Source organism: Nanhaiella sioensis (genome assembly GCF_046557775.1).
Classification (GTDB): domain Bacteria; phylum Bacillota; class Bacilli; order Bacillales; family SM2101; genus Nanhaiella; species Nanhaiella sioensis.
Genome location: NZ_JBKAEG010000001.1, coordinates 3,192,428 through 3,208,801, shown reverse-complemented (window position 1 = coordinate 3,208,801; position 16,374 = coordinate 3,192,428). Strand labels below are relative to the sequence as shown.

Sequence of the window (16,374 nt, the reverse complement as noted above, 5' to 3'; positions counted from 1 at the left end):
TTAATATTATACTAAATCTTCAGAATTATCGAAAGAAAACATATATTATTCACTTAGTTTTTATTACAATATAATTATAGGTAAAATTCTTATCATAATGATAGTTGCAGTATTATTAATAACAAACGTCTTGATAAAGGAGAATGTACATGGCAATAAAAGTCGCAAAATGGATAAGTTATATCATTCTATTAATCGCACTCATTTTTATCACTTTTTTGATCTATGTGACAGTTACAGATTACAAACCTGCAGAAGAAATTTCACTTACAGTTAATAACCAAAGTGGAAATATGCTTAGGGCAAATGAACCTTTTACGATGACTACTTTTAATATTGGTTATGCAGGGTTAGATAAGGAACAAGATTTTTTTCTAGACGGTGGAAAAATGTCAAAATCAAGTAGCAAAGAACAAACGTTGATAAATTTAGAAGCAATAACGTCATTCATAGAGGATAAAAAATCTGATATTTATTTATTACAAGAAGTTGATACTGATTCTTCACGTAGCAATCACATTAATCAAATCGATCATATTTCAAAGAAATTACCTGATTATAGTTATACGTATGGTGTAAATTACAAAGTCCCTTGGGTACCAGTACCAATCCTAGATCCAATGGGATCGGCAAATAGTGGTATATTGACTTTATCTAAATACACAATTGAACAAAGTACTAGATTTGCACTAGCTGGAAAAGAAGACTGGCCAAGACAATTATTTGATTTGGACCGTGCATTTACTGAAAATAGAATTCCTATCGACAATGGAAAAGAGCTGATTCTTATTCACCTACATTTATCAGCATACGATGAAGGTGGGAAGGTGAGAAAACAGCAATTACAATACTTATCTCAATATTTAGCAAATGAGATACAAAAAGAAAACTATTTAATATTAGGTGGAGACTGGAATCATGTTATTCCTGGAACAGATCCTTATTTATTCGAAACAACAGAAGAGTGGCCTGAATGGCTGCAAGAATTCCCTGAAACATTTAAACCAGAGGGCTTCCAATGGGTAGCAGATCGACAGGTTCCAACTAGTCGCACAACCCAATATTCATTTAGAGAAGGAGTGAATTTCTTAGCTGTAATTGATGGCTTCTTAGTATCTCCAAATATTGAAGTTATAAATGTATCAGGAGATTACTTAGGATATGAAAACAGTGATCATAACCCAGTGACAGGAGAATTTATTTTAAAATAGAAATGCTCGCTTCACTTTGTTGCTATTGTTATATAAGCAATAGAATGAGGTTAGATGTCATTTGCATCTTTTTAGAGAAGAAAAGGTATTAAAGCTTGCTGTTATGCAATTTCATATTATATTAATGCTAGATAGATAGCCTCAAGGCTTTGGACTTATTTTCAGCTGGATTAAGTATAAGAGCATAATCAATAAGAAAACAAAAAACCTCTTCAACCGTTGAAGAGGTTTTCATTACTAATTAAACTCGATCACTACCGAAGAAGTTCTTAAATGATTGAATAGCTGTATCCCTATTTAAGGATGCAATTGATGTAGTTAATGGAATTCCTTTTGGACATGATTGTACACAGTTTTGGGAATTCCCACAATTCGCCAGACCACCTTCACCCATAAGTGCATCTAGACGCTCACCTTTGTTCAGGGCTCCTGTTGGATGTGCATTGAACAAGCGAACTTGTGAAAGCGGAGCAGGTCCAATAAAGTTTGATTTACTGTTAACGTTCGGACAAGACTCTAAGCACACACCACATGTCATACATTTTGATAGTTCATAAGCCCATTGACGTTTCGTTTCAGGCATACGTGGACCAGGTCCTAAATCGTACGTTCCATCAATCGGAACCCAAGCCTTTACTTTTTTCAATGAATCAAACATTCTACTTCTATCAACTTGTAAATCACGCACAACTGGGAATGTTCTCATCGGCTGTAATCTAATCGGCTGCTCTAATTTATCAACCAAAGCTGTACATGATTGCTGTGGCTTACCATTTATGACCATTGAGCATGCACCGCATACTTCTTCTAAACAGTTCATATCCCAATTAATTGGTGCTGTTTTATTACCATTTTTATCAACCGGATTTCTGCGAATTTCCATAAGTGCTGAAATGACATTCATGTTCGGTCGATATGGAATTTCAAACTCTTGTTCATAAGGGGAAGAATCAGGCTCATCTTGTCGTGTAATAATAAATTGAACGACCTTCTGCTCACTCATCTTACTTCTCCCCCTTCTTTTTCTTCGTATAATCACGCTTACGTGGTTCAATCAATGATACATCAACATCTTCGTAACTAAATTCTGGAGCTGACTTATGATCAACAAACTTTGCCATCGTTGTTTTTAACCATTCTTCATCATTACGATCAGGGAAGTCAGGCTTATAATGAGCACCGCGACTTTCGTTTCTGTTATATGCACCAATCGTTACTACACGTGATAATTGTAGCATGTTTTGAAGTTGACGAGTAAATGATGCACCTTGGTTACTCCATTTGGCTGTATCATTAATATTAATATTATCAAAACGTTCGATAAGTTCTTGTATTTTTTCATCTGTTTTTAGTAGCTTATCATTGTGTCTAACAACCGTTACATTATCGGTCATCCATTCCCCAAGTTCTTTATGAAGAATATAAGCATTTTCATTACCATCAAGATTTAAAATATTATTCCATTTTTCAGTTTCTTGCTTCTCAAAGCTTTCAAATAAAGAAGAGGATATATCTTCAGCACTCTTCTCAAGACCATTAATATATTCAACAGCTTTTGGCCCAGCGACCATACCTCCATAAATTGCTGACAGTAATGAATTTGCACCAAGGCGGTTAGCCCCATGTTGAGAATAATCACATTCTCCTGCAGCAAATAGGCCAGGTACATTTGTCATTTGATTATAATCTACCCATAAACCACCCATTGAGTAATGAACAGCAGGGAAGATCTTCATCGGTAATTTACGTGGATCATCACCCATAAATTTTTCGTAAATTTCAATGATACCACCAAGCTTAACATCAAGCTCTTTAGGATCTTTATGTGATAGGTCTAAATAGACCATGTTTTCTCCATTTATTCCTAGTTTTAAATCAACACACACATGGAATATTTCACGTGTTGCAATATCTCGTGGAACAAGATTTCCGTATGCAGGATATTTTTCCTCAAGGAAATACCACGGCTTTCCATCCTTATACGTCCATACACGTCCACCTTCGCCACGTGCTGATTCACTCATCAGTCTCAGCTTATCGTCACCAGGGATAGCTGTTGGATGAATTTGAATAAACTCACCATTCGCGTAGCTCACACCTTGTTGATAAACAATCGATGCTGCTGATCCAGTATTAATGACTGAGTTAGTTGACTTCCCAAAAATGATTCCAGGTCCACCAGTCGCTAAAATAACTGCATCGGCTTTAAATGATTTAATGTCCATTGTTTTTAAATCTTGACCGACGATACCACGGCAAGTCCCATCGTCATCAATGACAGACCCTAAAAATTCCCATCCTTCATATTTCGTTACAAGTCCACTCACTTCGTGGCGACGAACTTGCTCATCTAATGCATATAGCAGCTGCTGTCCAGTCGTTGCACCAGCAAATGCTGTTCTATGATGCTGCGTTCCACCAAATCTACGGAAGTCTAATAATCCTTCTGGTGTACGGTTAAACATAACGCCCATACGATCTAATAAATGTATAATACCAGGTGCAGCATCACACATTGCTTTTACCGGTGGCTGATTTGCTAGAAAGTCCCCACCATAAACTGTATCATCGAAATGCTCCCATGGTGAATCTCCTTCACCTTTTGTATTTACGGCACCGTTAATACCACCTTGTGCACATACAGAGTGAGAACGTTTAACTGGTACTAATGAAAATAGATCAACCGCTACTCCTGCTTCTGCAGCTTTAATTGTTGCCATTAAGCCAGCTAGCCCACCGCCGACTACAATGATTTTTCCGTTACTCAAAGTAACTCACCCCTTTAATTGCTTACTTAGATTCAAGTGAATGCTAAAATCGTACGAATACCTACATATGAAAGTGCTACAAACACACCGATCGTTACATAAGTAGAGATTTGTTGTGAACGGGGAGTTACGGTAATTCCCCAACTAACTAGGAATGACCATAATCCATTTGCAAAATGAAAAATAGTTGAAATAACACCAACGATATAAAAACCAAGCATGATAGGGCTTTCTAAAATATTCGCCATCATATCATAATTAACTTCTGCACCGAAAGCTGCTTGAACTCGGGTTTGATAAACATGCCAAGTAATGAATATTAACGTAATAACCCCTGATATACGTTGTAATAGGAACATCCAGTTTCTGAAAAAACTATAATTGCTTACATTATTTTTAGCTGTGAAAGCAATATACAGCCCGTATATCGCATGAAATAAAATAGGAAGAAAAATGACAAAAGCCTCTAAAACATAGCGATATGGCAGACCTTCCATAAAGTGAGCCGCTTTATTAAACGCCTCCGGACCTCTTGTCGCAAAGTAATTCACAGTTAAATGCTGAATTAAAAATATCCCTACTGGAATGACTCCTAATAGTGAATGTAATCTGCGATAAAAGAATTCACGATTATTTTCCACAGTTATACCCCCCTTGAGTTGAATCATTTTTTTGAAAACTTAAAACAAAAGTAAAATAAAATAAAATCCCATCCCCATTACTTATGATGAGGAAAAAATAAAAAATGAATAGATTGCATTTTTTATCAATATAATGTAACAAATTTATTGTACTCTCAACATTATCAAGCGTCAAGAAAACGTGTTCATAAAATATTCATGAATTTTCTTTTTTTTCGTCATAATCAATCAAATTTCACCGTAATTTTCCATTATACGGTGAACCACTCTTCATAAAAGACGAACAATCTGTATCCTTAAAAGTTTTCATTAAAAGTAAACAAAAAACTTATGCCTTAATGCTGCTATTGTTATATAATAATTTGGTGAAGAGGGGGTCAAAATGAAAGACTTAATCTATACCGAAGAACATACAGAAGAAAATAATACATCCGTACCTGCTTTTGGGTTAGAAATCTATAGAGAACATGTGCTTCCGAATATTTTTCGAAAAGAATTATCATTTATTATGTATTTATCAGGAAAAGATCTAGCAAGAAAATTTCCATGTAATAATATTGATGAAATCATTTCATTTTTTCATGAGGCTGGATGGGGGAACTTATCCACTGTAAAAGAAACGAAAAACGAGCTACACCTCGAATTAAATGGACATCTTGTTGAAAAGCGCTTATCATCTGACAATATAACCTTTCAACTGGAAGCTGGTTTTTTAGCGGAACAAATTCAAGGACAAAAACAAATGATTACAGAAGCTTATGAGCAGCAAAAGCCTCGATCGAAAAAGGTGATTTTCACTGTAAAATGGGATAGGCTTGATACCATTTCTTCATAAACAGCCAGCTCTTCATTAATCATTATATTTAATGTAGAGTCGCTCTTTTCGTAAACTATGATACTTTTTTCCTAAACTAGAAGATAAAGATGTTGTTGTACGCAACAATCATCGTTTTATAGAAGAAAAGATACTATGAAATAGGTACGAAAAACAACAATCTATGCGAAAGCCGTCATTAAAAAAGACAAATCTGTTTGTTATTTCTTAGTACGATAAATTTGCTATTTTAACGATAGAGACCCTGACGAATATACATCAGGGTCTCTTCTCAGTTTTGGCTCCTTATGGTTTATGATTGTCATCGATATCATAAACATAAATGATATGAATCATTGAGCGTAACAGTAGTTAATTCCTAAATGATAACCTTTTATTATTCTTCGTCGTTCATCTTGTTATAAATTTCTTTAGCTACATTAATTGGAATCTGTGCTTTTTGAAGATCTTCAACGGTTGCTTCTTTTAACTTTTTAATTGAGCCAAAATGCTTAAGAAGTGCTTTTTTCCGTTTTTCACCAACACCTGGGATATCATCAAGTATAGATTTAAATACAGATTTACTTCTTATTTGACGATGGAAAGTTATTGCAAAGCGATGCACTTCATCTTGTATACGTTGAATCAAATAAAACTCTTGGCTATTTCTTTCAAGCGGTACTGTTTGGACAGGATCACCAACAATTAGTTCAGATGTGCGGTGTTTATCATCTTTAACCATTCCTGCAACCGGAACTTCGATTCCAAGCTCATTTTCTAAAACATCTTGAACTGCGGCTAAATGCCCTTTGCCACCGTCAACTAAAATTAAATCTGGAAATGGCATATTCTCCTTTAATACACGAGTGTATCTCCTTCTTACTACCTCGCGCATAGAATCATAATCATCTGGCCCAATGACTGATTTTATTTTGTACTTTCGATACTCTTTCTTTTCTGGCTTCCCATCAATAAAAACAACCATTGCAGATACAGGATCCGTCCCTTGAATATTTGAATTATCAAAGGCCTCTATACGGTGAGGAGTTTCAATCCTCAATTGTGTACCTAAGTTTTCTACAGCCTTTATTGTTCTTTCTTCATCACGTTCGATAAGTGAAAACTTCTCTTGTAAAGCAAGCTTCGCATTTTTCTTTGCTAAATCAAGCAGTTCTTTCTTTTGTCCACGTTTTGGTTGTAAAACCTGTACTTGTAATAACTGTTCAACTAACTGTTTATCAATATCATTTGGAAGCAATATTTGCTTTGGGATAAAATGCTCTGTTTTCGAATAAAACTGCCCTAAATATGTTAAAAAGTCTTCAGTCGGCTCATTGTAAAAAGGAAATATCGACACGTCTCGCTCAATCATCTTTCCTTGACGAATAAAAAATACTTGTACACACATCCATCCTTTATCAAAAGAGTAGCCAAAGACATCACGGTCAACTAAATCCTTCATTGTTATTTTTTGTTTTTCCATCGTTGTTTCAATATGTGTAATTTGATCACGGTATTCTTTAGCCCGCTCAAAATCTAGCTCTTCCGATGCCTTTAGCATTTTTGAAGTTAGCTCTTTTTTTGTTTGTTTATACCCACCATTTAAAAATCGAACGATTTGTTCGACCATTTCTTTGTTTTGCTCTTCAGTCACTTCATTCACACAAGGAGCTAGGCATTGTCCCATATGATAATATAGGCAAACTCGGTCTGGGAGCGTTGAGCATTTGCGCAGAGGGTACATACGATCCAATAGTTTTTTCGTTTCGTTCGCAGCTTGAACATTTGGGTATGGACCAAAATATTTGCCTTTATCTTTTTTGACCTTCCTCGTAATAAGTAGACGTGGGTGAGTATCTGCCGTGACTTTAATGTAAGGATACGTTTTATCATCCTTTAACATAATATTATATTTTGGATCAAACTTTTTAATTAAATTAATTTCAAGAATTAAAGCTTCTATATTTGAAGATGTCACGATATATTCAAAATCAACAATTTCATTTACTAGCCGTAACGTCTTTCCATCATGAGAGCCTGTAAAGTAAGACCTGACACGATTCCTAAGAACTTTCGCCTTCCCTACATAGATGACTGTCCCATTCTTATCCTTCATTAAATAACATCCTGGATGTTCTGGTACAATTGAAATTTTTTCTTTTAAATGATCTGACATGACAATCGCTCCAACCTTTAATCTTTCCACTTATATAAAGTGATTTCTCCATATGAAGGGTCCGACATGATACTCGAAGAGAATGAAGTCACTTTCTCAATAAATCCTGAAACATTAACCCCTTGTGATTCAAATCCTTTGAGTACATGATCAGTAACATAAATTGTTGCATTCTTATAATATAATTTATCTTGTAGAAACCTTTCATAAGTAAATATTCTTTTGTGAGGAAAGGATACGTTATTATACTTTAGCACCCTCGTTTCCTCCCAAGTATATAATACAACAAATTCGTTCTGTGCATCTAAATAATTGCCTAATTGATGTGTAGCTGGTTGCTCTGTTGCTTGTTCGTAAATTAATTTATATCCTACAATCCCTTGACTAAGGACAATAACTGTTAACATCACAACAAGGAATATGTGAAAGGATCTCTTTAAAATCAAAATGAGTAATTGAAAAAGAACCATACCAACTAGAGGCGTTATATGTCTAGGCTTATCAATGTTTTGCGCAAACAATGCCCAGATGAAATACGTTGCCCCGATGATTAATAACCAATAATCCGAGCGTGTGTAAAGTTTTTGTGTAAGTAATTTATAGCAACAAAAAATGAATAGTACGCTATATACTAACAATAATAATAATGATTTAGCAGCTACTCCATTCCAGACTATGTTTATTCCGATTAATGTTAATAATCGATAAAAAACAGACTCGCTAGCAGTAACTTGTGTTCCACCCCAGTCATTGAAGTGACCGGATGTAAAAGATAGAGCTAATTTAATAAAGCCACTAACACTTCCTTCAGTCATTATTAACCCTATAACCCAACATAATTGAAAAATGATTGCAAATACAACTAGACGACTAAGTCTCCCAAAAGATTCAAACCTTTTCCAATCATATATCCAAAGAAGTATAATACCAATCCCAAAGGGTAAATAAGATAGACGAATGCCTAATACGATACTAAAAAAAAGCAGAGGCAATAACTGCAAAACAAATCGATCTGAATTTTTTGCTTGAAATAAACTCCATATATACCACCAAAGAAATGCAATCGCTGAACCTTCTGACATAGGTTGAGTAACAATTAAGCCTACGTAACTTGCCGTTTGTATGACAGCTACGACCAAAAGGCTTTGTTGTCTATTAATATATTGTCTAGCCATCAAATAAATGGGTATAACGGAAGTGATCATCGCTAAAACATTAAAAACCGCTAGTGCCTTGGCTCCATTATCAATGACCGTATTTATTAACATACCACCTAATATAAAATAAGGATAACCAGGGAAATGTGGTTGCATTGATAATAAATCATAACGTGTAAGTGCCAAAGCAAAATCTACCTGATCCCATGTTGCAGCAAAAGGACTACTATATATTAATTGCAAATAATAATAATAAGTTAAACAAATGATACAAACAGTAACACAAAGTGAAAGTATATGCTTTTTATTATTTTCTAGGAAATGATTCATTAGGTTTTAAGGTTATTGAAAATCAACAAAACGCTGATAACACCCCAGGCTAACCTCCTTAATTCTTCCAAATAGAGAAGCATAAAAGCGACTTTTCTGCTCATCTTGCAGTTTCAAAAACATTATTCAACCTCGACACTACATAGGTTTATGAATTTATTTGTTCCTTATACATCAATATAAGAATACTTTAATATGCTGAAAAAAGTACAAGACTACTGTCTCGTACTTTTAAAAAGTATATTTTTTAAAGCTTTGTTTGGGGTTCAAGCACCTTAACATTGTTTGTTTGTTCTTGTTTGCTGTTCTTCTGCTGTTCTTGGCCATAATGGGATTTAATTAGTAAATAGATGACTACGAAGTACCCTATATATGCCAACATTTCTTCAATTGACGGCATAGAAGAATAACCGAAAAGTGCTTTTAAGAATATGCCAATATCACCAGATAAGAGAGGTGCTACTCCGTTATCTCGCACATAGTGCGCGTAATCGATTGGATGTTCTGGTAAAAACCAAGTAATGTCATAGACATGTGGCATTACACTACCGATAATTTCTAAATCTTGGAGCATTCCAATTCCTTGAACTAATAAACCAGCTGCTATTAAGATAATAAATGCACCAGTAACTTTAAAGAATGTCTTTAATGGAATACGCATTGTCCCTTTAAAGAAGAAGTAACAAATGACTACAGCAATGAGCATACCCGTTATTGCTCCCCAACCTTCAAGTGCTGCACCAATATTCCCCCCGGTAATAGCTGCAAAGAAAAATACTGTTTCGACACCCTCTCGCAAAACGACTAGAAATGAATGAATAACCATACCAATTATATTACCTGTTGAAATAAATCGGTTCATTTTGCCTTCTACATTACCCTTAATATCTTTACTATGTGCTGCCATCCAAAACACCATTTGGGTAAGTAGCAACGTAGAAACTAAAATAATTCCAATCTTTAAGTACATCTCGTTTCCCATAGCTGCAAAACCGGTAAAAACAACTTGGAACAACATCGCTATCCCGACACTTGCTAATACTGCTAATCCTGCTCCTAACCACACATATTTAGTATATTTTGAATGGTCCATTCTTTTTAAGTAGGTCGTAATGATCCCAACAATGAGCAGGGCTTCAAGAACCTCTCGAAACGTAATTAATAATGCTTGAATTTGCATAGCTTTTCTCCTTCCCCACTAGGAGTATCTCATAAGACGAATTTCAAAACACTTAAATGATGCTCATATATTACTTACTTTTTTTCTTCATAGAATATATAACGATAGCTATTATCACACCAATGATTAAAAGAATTGGAATCCAGTTTGTAAAGTTAGATAAATCTGTCCATTCTTTTTTTCCAGTATCCGTCAAAGTAGACTCAACATCTTCTTCGTTAAAATGTCCAACTTCAATATTTAACACATTAAGCTGCTCTTGAATTGTCGAAAGAATGATTTCTTTACTTTCTATAAAACTATTAATATCTGCTTCTTTCTCACCTACACCAAATAATCCAGGATTTCCAAGGGCAGATAATGCAAGATCAAACTCATTTCTTAACGATTGATCCAATTCTTGATCTTTACTCTCGATAAGTGGTGATAATGCTTCATATGTAGCAAATCCTTTTGCTAATAAACGCTTAGATGTATCAAAATCTTCAAAGTTTAGTTCAATACTTTCAAGTCGACGTGCTATATTCAAAACGAGGATTTTTTCTAAGTCCTTAATGACTGCATCTTTATTTTCATCCTCTATATGTTTTGTAATAGTTTCTGTTGGCTCTGAGCCCATATGGAGGTCAACATCTTCTTTGACTGTCTCGTAAATGGCTTTAACCTCAGAAAAATTAGGTGGTTCTTCATTTAATTTTATAAGCATATCCTTATATGCTTCAGCAATCGGCTCCTTATTTGGATCACCGTATGAATATGCAAAAACTTGAGTCGATAATAGCGAATTGAAAATGAATATCAATGTCACCCAAAAAAATAATACCTTTTTCATATAATATTTCCTCCCACACATTAATGATAATGATTATCATCATTAATGTCAATACTATATATTAAGAAAAGCATAAGTGTCATTACTAATGTTTCTTGCTCTGTTCAATGTTATTTAAACGTAAAGTTCTTGCTTGAAGCCTGTCAGGAAAAACTTCATTAAAATGTGACGAAGCTTTAGCACATATTAAGTGATTTCAAATCAGACCGATACGGTTTGAGAGGCTTGAAGGTGTTGCAATAGGCACAAACACCTCCTACATCTTTAAAAAAGCATTTTAGCTATTCATACGTCATTCTGTAGATCTCTTAACAAGTTAGAATTATAGCTTTTCGTACTAGTGACATGTATCTTCTATCCATTGATGATACAAAACCATATTTTACTGACATAATTTTGTGAAATTAGCTACTCTTTTTCGCTGCTTCTAATGGTAATATGTGATAATTGTAATCTATTTCTACTTGTTCGACTGGCCTTGTTATTTCTTTTATTATTGCAGGTAGGACACTTGTCATATAAGAATTAAATTTAATAAAAGATTTGCCTTTTGTCCTCACATGATACTTAATGGGAACTTCCTTCACACGAAATCCTTTTCTTACTAAATTTAGCGTGATAACTTGGGCATAATTGTAATCATGAATAATCTCAGCATTTTTCATCGCCTGTAGTGAGAATGCCCGCATACCCGATTGTCCATCATGTATCCATTTTCTTAGTAGGATGGATTGCATAAATGTAAAGCAATAATTTCCTAACCTGCGATGAAGCTTCATTCCTTGAATTGTCCCAAGAAAGCGTGAACCCATTACATAATCATATTCACCTGATAAGATTGGCTGTAAAAGATCAGGGATTTGTGTTGCTGGATATTCATTATCAGCATCTATCATTACACTGATGTGTCCACCTAACCTAACACTTTCCTCTAACCCCTTTCTAACAGCTGCTCCTAAACCTTGGTTTGACGAAAATTGATAAAAATAATCCGCGCCTGCCTCTCGTGCTACTTTCACCGTTTGATCTGTGGAGCCATCATCAATAACGAGTACTTTTACTTCTAACCTGTCATGAAAGTATCTAGGGATTGCTTTAATAACCTCAGCGATTGATTTTTCTTCATTGTGGGCTGGTAAAAATACGATTACAGTTTGCTTCATCATCATTTGTGAACGCCCTTTCTTATCGCATCTACTAAAACTGGTCCACGGCTATGACTAGGGTAGGGAGCACCTAATAAGTATGCGATTGTAGGCGCAACTGAAACGAGACTTTGCTTGTCGTCAATTCGCTTACCTTTTTCGATATTTGCTCCATACATAAAAAATGGAACATAGCGTTCTCCCTCATCTAAATGTCCATGACCACCTATCCCATCAGCTTGTCCATGGTCAGCACAAACGATAATTGTTGTGTTTGTCATCTTTCCTTGTTCTTCTAGCCAATCAACATATTCCTTTAGCAAAGTATCTGCTTCTTCAATTTTTTGAATATATTCATCATATAGAACACCACGGCTATGACCTGTTTGGTCTGTACTAATTAACTGGGCGACTAGTAAATCCGGATCTTGTTCGCTCATAATTAGCTTTGCTCTATCAATGATGTTTCTGTCTGCAACATCATTATGCATAACTGCTGTAACGGTTTCCACATCATCACCCATTGAGTCAACTAAATGTGCGATGCCTAGCAGCCTTCCTTTTTTACCTACTTTTCGCAATGAGTCAAAGATACTCTCAACTTTAATTCCTAATTTCCACACCATATTTGATTTAATACCGTGTTCAAAAGGATATGTTCCAGTAAACATTGAAGTAAAGCATACAACTGTTCTAGCTGGATATAACGTTTCCATTTGAGAATAGTCTGTACCATTTTTTCTTAAATAATCTAAGAAGGGTGTATTCGCCTCTTCAAATCGCTCTTTTCTCATACCATCAACGACCAAGACAACTACTTTATCACTCATCGCTTCCTTTTGTTCTGGAGCGTTATTTGTTTTTTCACTTATTATTTTTGGCTTCCAATCAAACAAATTTCGATGTAATATCCATGCAAATAATAATAAAAAGACATAAAATGCTAATAAAGGTGAGTATGATAATTCAAAATCCATGTGCATTTGTTCAAATGTTAAATTCCACAATGACAGAAGTAATAAGAACTTTGGTAATTGCTCTTGTGCATTACCACTCGTTGAATCACTATTTTTTAGTACGAGCTTCCAAAAACGCGTAAAGTTCCACCACGTTGTTCCAATGCGCAAATGATAATACAATGTACCCCAAAAAAAGACAGTAAAAAAGAAATATAACCCTAAAGCAAATAGTAGTAATGGGACATTAACACTGTTCCAAATAATTAAATAAATAACAAATGGTATCCATAAATAATTACGTAAAAACAATGGAAAATCATAAATGAAATATAGAATAAACACAGGGAGTATTAAAATAAAGCTTAATAGAAATGCTGAAAACGATTGTCCCTCAAAAAGAGTCGTAAGATTAAATAGAAGCATCGTACCTATTACAAAAATAGGTGTGAATGGCTTCCCTTCATTCAAAAGATTCCAGCACCGAGCTGCAAACTTCTCAAATTTTGACGCCTTTTTCATGAAGAATAGCCTCCTTTTCTTTTTATCCAAGTGCTGATAGAACTAACAGAAACTGGTGTGAAAATAGTTGTTATTATACCTACAATAAACGAAAAAATAAATTTAAAACCATGACTAATAATTGCAATCTCGTATGCCTCTTTCATTGTGATGTTTTTTATACTAGTAATGGCAAATGTCATAACCGTTTCATAGGTGGCAAGTCCGCCAGGAGTTACCTGAAACACTTGGCCACCGACAGTTAAACTATTTACCCATACTGAATGCAAAAAAGCGAGATTACCTTGATAAAGGAGAGCGACACCGTATACGACAATTCCTTCACATATCCAGCTTAATAAAACTGTCGAAATGATTAAAAACCCCTTCCAACCTTTTAACGCATTTTTCAACAAAGCAAAATGCCTTCTCACAAGATTGGCAAACTTTCTTATAAAAAAAATGGCCATAATAGTAACCATGAAAAAAACAGCACCATAGAAAAAAATAGATTGCTGCAATGGGAAGCTTTTTAATATAATTATAAATCCAAACCCTGATATTGACATTAAGATGGCCATATCGATGATGCGTAATACAACGACTGAATGTAATACCTCATCTAGTCGGATTAGCTTCTCCTTCTTTGCCATCACTCCTACTCTAACAACGTCTCCAACTTTGAAAGGTACTACATGATTAACAAAAAGGCTTAAGAAGATGCCTTGCATACAAGTGATTAACGTAACCTTACCATTTACATACCATTTCCAGGCTAACGACCGCAAGATAAATGACAATCCATAAACTACAAACATGACAGCCAATAATAGTGGTGTATTTATAAGTTTTTTTATTGATAATAGCAAGTCAGAACTATTAAACAGCGTGGATGATAAGATTATAAAGATAACTACAGAACAAATCCCAATTGCTTTTACCAACAGTGAAAGATTACTTCTTTTCATACTCTCTTCCCATTCATCTTTACTCTGTACCTTAAGATATTACCATAAATAATACTTAAAATATATTTTTTACAAAGGCTGTTTGGATACACTATAGTCCATGACATTTATCCAATGACCTACCTTACCTAACAAGTTTAAATTGCATTGAAGTTTACGAAAGGCTGCTTACGCATTGATTGTTGCTCTTCCTTCTGAGATATAATCACGTAAACATCTAGTGTTTGTGGCAACTTTTTGATAATATTTAACTCTCTTAAATCTCATCTTACAACAAAGTTTACGAACAGTGCCCTACGAAAAGTTCCTTTTCGCAATGTTATTTTTTCTCAAACAAAGAGCCGCAAAGAGCGGCTTCTATGTTATTCATTGATTAATTTGTCAAGTGTAGCAACGATTGATTCACTAATAGGCGCTGCTTCATCACCCTTATTCTCGCTAACTGCATCATACCATTTTTCTGCTTGTTCTAGGAGTGCTATTCTGTCATCTCCAAGCTCTAGCTCGATAGCTTTAACAAACATATTTCCTTCTAATGCTTCGATTGTCGCTTCATTCACGTTACCTTCTTCTAAAGCAGTTACTACTTTCCCGTGGTATACCTTTGATTTCCCTACAAATGCTTTTGTAAATAAGTCATGTACTTGCTCTGCTTTGATGTCAACAGGATTTGTCATATTCAGAGAGAATAATTCATCTAGCTGTTGAGCAGCAGCTTCATCACCACCTGATAAAGATCCTTTAATTGCTTGGAAGAAGCCCCATGCTTCAGCTTGCATGATCGTTAGGTTTAATTCATCAGCATTACCTTCTGCTACTGCTGCTTCAATTTTTTCTGCGTAAGATTGAGCTGCTAAATAGTAGCTACGGTAAATTGATTTATCAGTTAATTGAACAAGTACTGAAAAATCTTCAATATTTCCTTCATTTAATGCTATCTCTTGAGCCGCAAGCCCTGCTTGAATGCTCTGTTCCATACTAAAAGTATCAGTTAATTCATAGTAACTATCACGTTTCACAGCTGTTGGTATAATCACTTCTTCTGCTAAAAGCTTTAATTCTGCAAAAGCTAATTCAGCATCTGCTTGCTTTTCCTCTTCTAAAAATGCAATCACATCTTTATGTAAACTCTTTTGCTTATGATAGAAGTAGGATTGTGTTAACTTATCAATTATTTGTTTGGCAATATTTGCATCTAGCTCACCTGCTGCTGCTGCATCCTTTGCCGTTACAATCGCTTGATCGAAATCACCATTTGTTTCAGTGACCGCATCTTGAAGGTCTGCCTCGTATAAGCTACCTACCTTATCCCAATCTACTGGATTTCCTTCTTTTGCATTACCTAGCTCTTCAATCATTAATTTATATGCTTCAATTTGCTTTGATGTAATCGAATCTTCTACAGATACCTCAGTAGTTTCATCAGAAGTTTGTTGTTCCTCAACTTGTTCAACAGATGCTTCTTCTTTTTTATCAGTATATGTTTCCTCTGTATCAGAACTACATCCTGCTAGCACACCGCCAGCAAATACTATACTTGAAAATAAAGTAATAACTTTTTTCTTATTCACTAAAAACCTCTCCCTGAATGTGTTGTGTTTGTTTATTGATAATGATTTTCATTACAGGTTGAATTATACAGAGAATGATTTTCAATGTCAATGGTATTTCATAAAAAAGGTTGATTGCTAGTTC

At 34.8% G+C, this 16,374-nt stretch carries 13 protein-coding genes; 2 read left to right on the top strand and 11 right to left on the bottom strand.

Annotated features, from left to right (window positions below; genetic code table 11):
* Positions 1-149: 149 nt before the first annotated feature.
* On the top strand, positions 150-1,211 hold the full coding sequence (locus V1503_RS14850; RefSeq protein WP_410627920.1) for an endonuclease/exonuclease/phosphatase family protein: 1,062 nt from the start codon (positions 150-152) through the stop codon (positions 1,209-1,211).
* Positions 1,212-1,452: 241 nt separating this feature from the next.
* On the opposite strand, the gene sdhB is transcribed toward V1503_RS14850, so the two are convergent.
* Genes sdhB through V1503_RS14835 form a run of 3 tightly spaced genes read right to left on the bottom strand, consistent with a single transcriptional unit; the run spans position 1,453 to position 4,620 of the window.
* Positions 1,453-2,214 carry a succinate dehydrogenase iron-sulfur subunit gene (gene sdhB, locus V1503_RS14845; RefSeq protein WP_214481541.1) on the bottom strand — a complete coding sequence of 254 codons (762 nt, stop codon included), beginning with the start codon at positions 2,212-2,214 and terminating at the stop codon, positions 1,453-1,455.
* A gap of 1 nt (position 2,215) precedes the next feature.
* Positions 2,216-3,979 carry a succinate dehydrogenase flavoprotein subunit gene (gene sdhA / locus V1503_RS14840; RefSeq protein ID WP_410627917.1) on the bottom strand — a complete coding sequence of 588 codons (1,764 nt, stop codon included), beginning with the start codon at positions 3,977-3,979 and terminating at the stop codon, positions 2,216-2,218.
* A 32-nt stretch (positions 3,980-4,011) separates the two neighbouring features.
* Positions 4,012-4,620 (bottom strand): succinate dehydrogenase cytochrome b558 subunit, encoded by a 609-nt coding sequence (locus V1503_RS14835; RefSeq protein ID WP_320207713.1) that lies wholly within the window; start codon positions 4,618-4,620, stop codon positions 4,012-4,014.
* A gap of 382 nt (positions 4,621-5,002) precedes the next feature.
* Here V1503_RS14835 and V1503_RS14830 point away from each other — a divergent pair, with 382 nt between their 5' ends.
* Complete coding sequence (locus V1503_RS14830; RefSeq protein ID WP_410627915.1) at positions 5,003-5,455, top strand: YslB family protein; 453 nt, start codon at positions 5,003-5,005, stop codon at positions 5,453-5,455.
* Between the two features lie 376 nt (positions 5,456-5,831).
* On the opposite strand, the gene uvrC is transcribed toward V1503_RS14830, so the two are convergent.
* The 8 genes from uvrC to V1503_RS14790 all read right to left on the bottom strand — a co-directional run bounded on the left by uvrC (position 5,832) and on the right by V1503_RS14790 (position 16,250).
* Positions 5,832-7,610, bottom strand: a complete 1,779-nt coding sequence (gene uvrC / locus V1503_RS14825) for an excinuclease ABC subunit UvrC (protein ID WP_410627913.1) — start codon at positions 7,608-7,610, stop codon at positions 5,832-5,834.
* A gap of 17 nt (positions 7,611-7,627) precedes the next feature.
* Entirely contained in the window at positions 7,628-8,953 is a 1,326-nt protein-coding gene (locus V1503_RS14820) for a glycosyltransferase family protein (protein WP_410627911.1), read from the bottom strand.
* A gap of 391 nt (positions 8,954-9,344) precedes the next feature.
* Positions 9,345-10,277 carry an FTR1 family iron permease gene (locus V1503_RS14815; protein WP_410627909.1) on the bottom strand — a complete coding sequence of 311 codons (933 nt, stop codon included), beginning with the start codon at positions 10,275-10,277 and terminating at the stop codon, positions 9,345-9,347.
* Positions 10,278-10,347: 70 nt separating this feature from the next.
* Complete coding sequence (locus V1503_RS14810; protein WP_410627907.1) at positions 10,348-11,109, bottom strand: hypothetical protein; 762 nt, start codon at positions 11,107-11,109, stop codon at positions 10,348-10,350.
* 404 nt (positions 11,110-11,513) lie between these two features.
* A complete protein-coding gene (locus V1503_RS14805; RefSeq protein WP_320257139.1) occupies positions 11,514-12,275 on the bottom strand; it encodes a glycosyltransferase family 2 protein in 762 nt (253 codons plus the stop codon).
* A complete protein-coding gene (locus V1503_RS14800; protein ID WP_320256723.1) occupies positions 12,275-13,732 on the bottom strand; it encodes an alkaline phosphatase family protein in 1,458 nt (485 codons plus the stop codon). Before V1503_RS14800 ends, V1503_RS14805 begins: the two co-directional genes overlap by 1 nt.
* The gene (locus tag V1503_RS14795) at positions 13,729-14,679 is read right to left on the bottom strand and encodes a lysylphosphatidylglycerol synthase transmembrane domain-containing protein (RefSeq protein WP_410627905.1); all 951 of its coding nucleotides are present in this window, start codon (positions 14,677-14,679) and stop codon (positions 13,729-13,731) included. The genes V1503_RS14800 and V1503_RS14795 overlap by 4 nt, the downstream gene beginning before the upstream one ends.
* 362 nt (positions 14,680-15,041) lie before the next feature.
* Entirely contained in the window at positions 15,042-16,250 is a 1,209-nt protein-coding gene (locus tag V1503_RS14790; RefSeq protein ID WP_410627903.1) for a hypothetical protein, read from the bottom strand.
* Positions 16,251-16,374 lie beyond the last annotated feature (124 nt).

Excerpts from the sequence above, each read along its gene's own strand:
- V1503_RS14810 (WP_410627907.1), bottom strand. The coding sequence starts at position 11,109 with ATGAAAAAGGTATTATTTTTTTGGGTGACATTGATATTCATTTTCAAT.
- V1503_RS14815 (WP_410627909.1), bottom strand. The coding sequence starts at position 10,277 with ATGCAAATTCAAGCATTATTAATTACGTTTCGAGAGGTTCTTGAAGCC.
- V1503_RS14795 (WP_410627905.1), bottom strand. The coding sequence starts at position 14,679 with ATGAAAAGAAGTAATCTTTCACTGTTGGTAAAAGCAATTGGGATTTGT.
- V1503_RS14830 (WP_410627915.1), top strand. The coding sequence starts at position 5,003 with ATGAAAGACTTAATCTATACCGAAGAACATACAGAAGAAAATAATACA.
- V1503_RS14805 (WP_320257139.1), bottom strand. The coding sequence starts at position 12,275 with ATGATGAAGCAAACTGTAATCGTATTTTTACCAGCCCACAATGAAGAA.
- V1503_RS14800 (WP_320256723.1), bottom strand. The coding sequence starts at position 13,732 with ATGAAAAAGGCGTCAAAATTTGAGAAGTTTGCAGCTCGGTGCTGGAAT.
- sdhB (WP_214481541.1), bottom strand. The coding sequence starts at position 2,214 with ATGAGTGAGCAGAAGGTCGTTCAATTTATTATTACACGACAAGATGAG.
- uvrC (WP_410627913.1), bottom strand. The coding sequence starts at position 7,610 with ATGTCAGATCATTTAAAAGAAAAAATTTCAATTGTACCAGAACATCCA.
- V1503_RS14850 (WP_410627920.1), top strand. The coding sequence starts at position 150 with ATGGCAATAAAAGTCGCAAAATGGATAAGTTATATCATTCTATTAATC.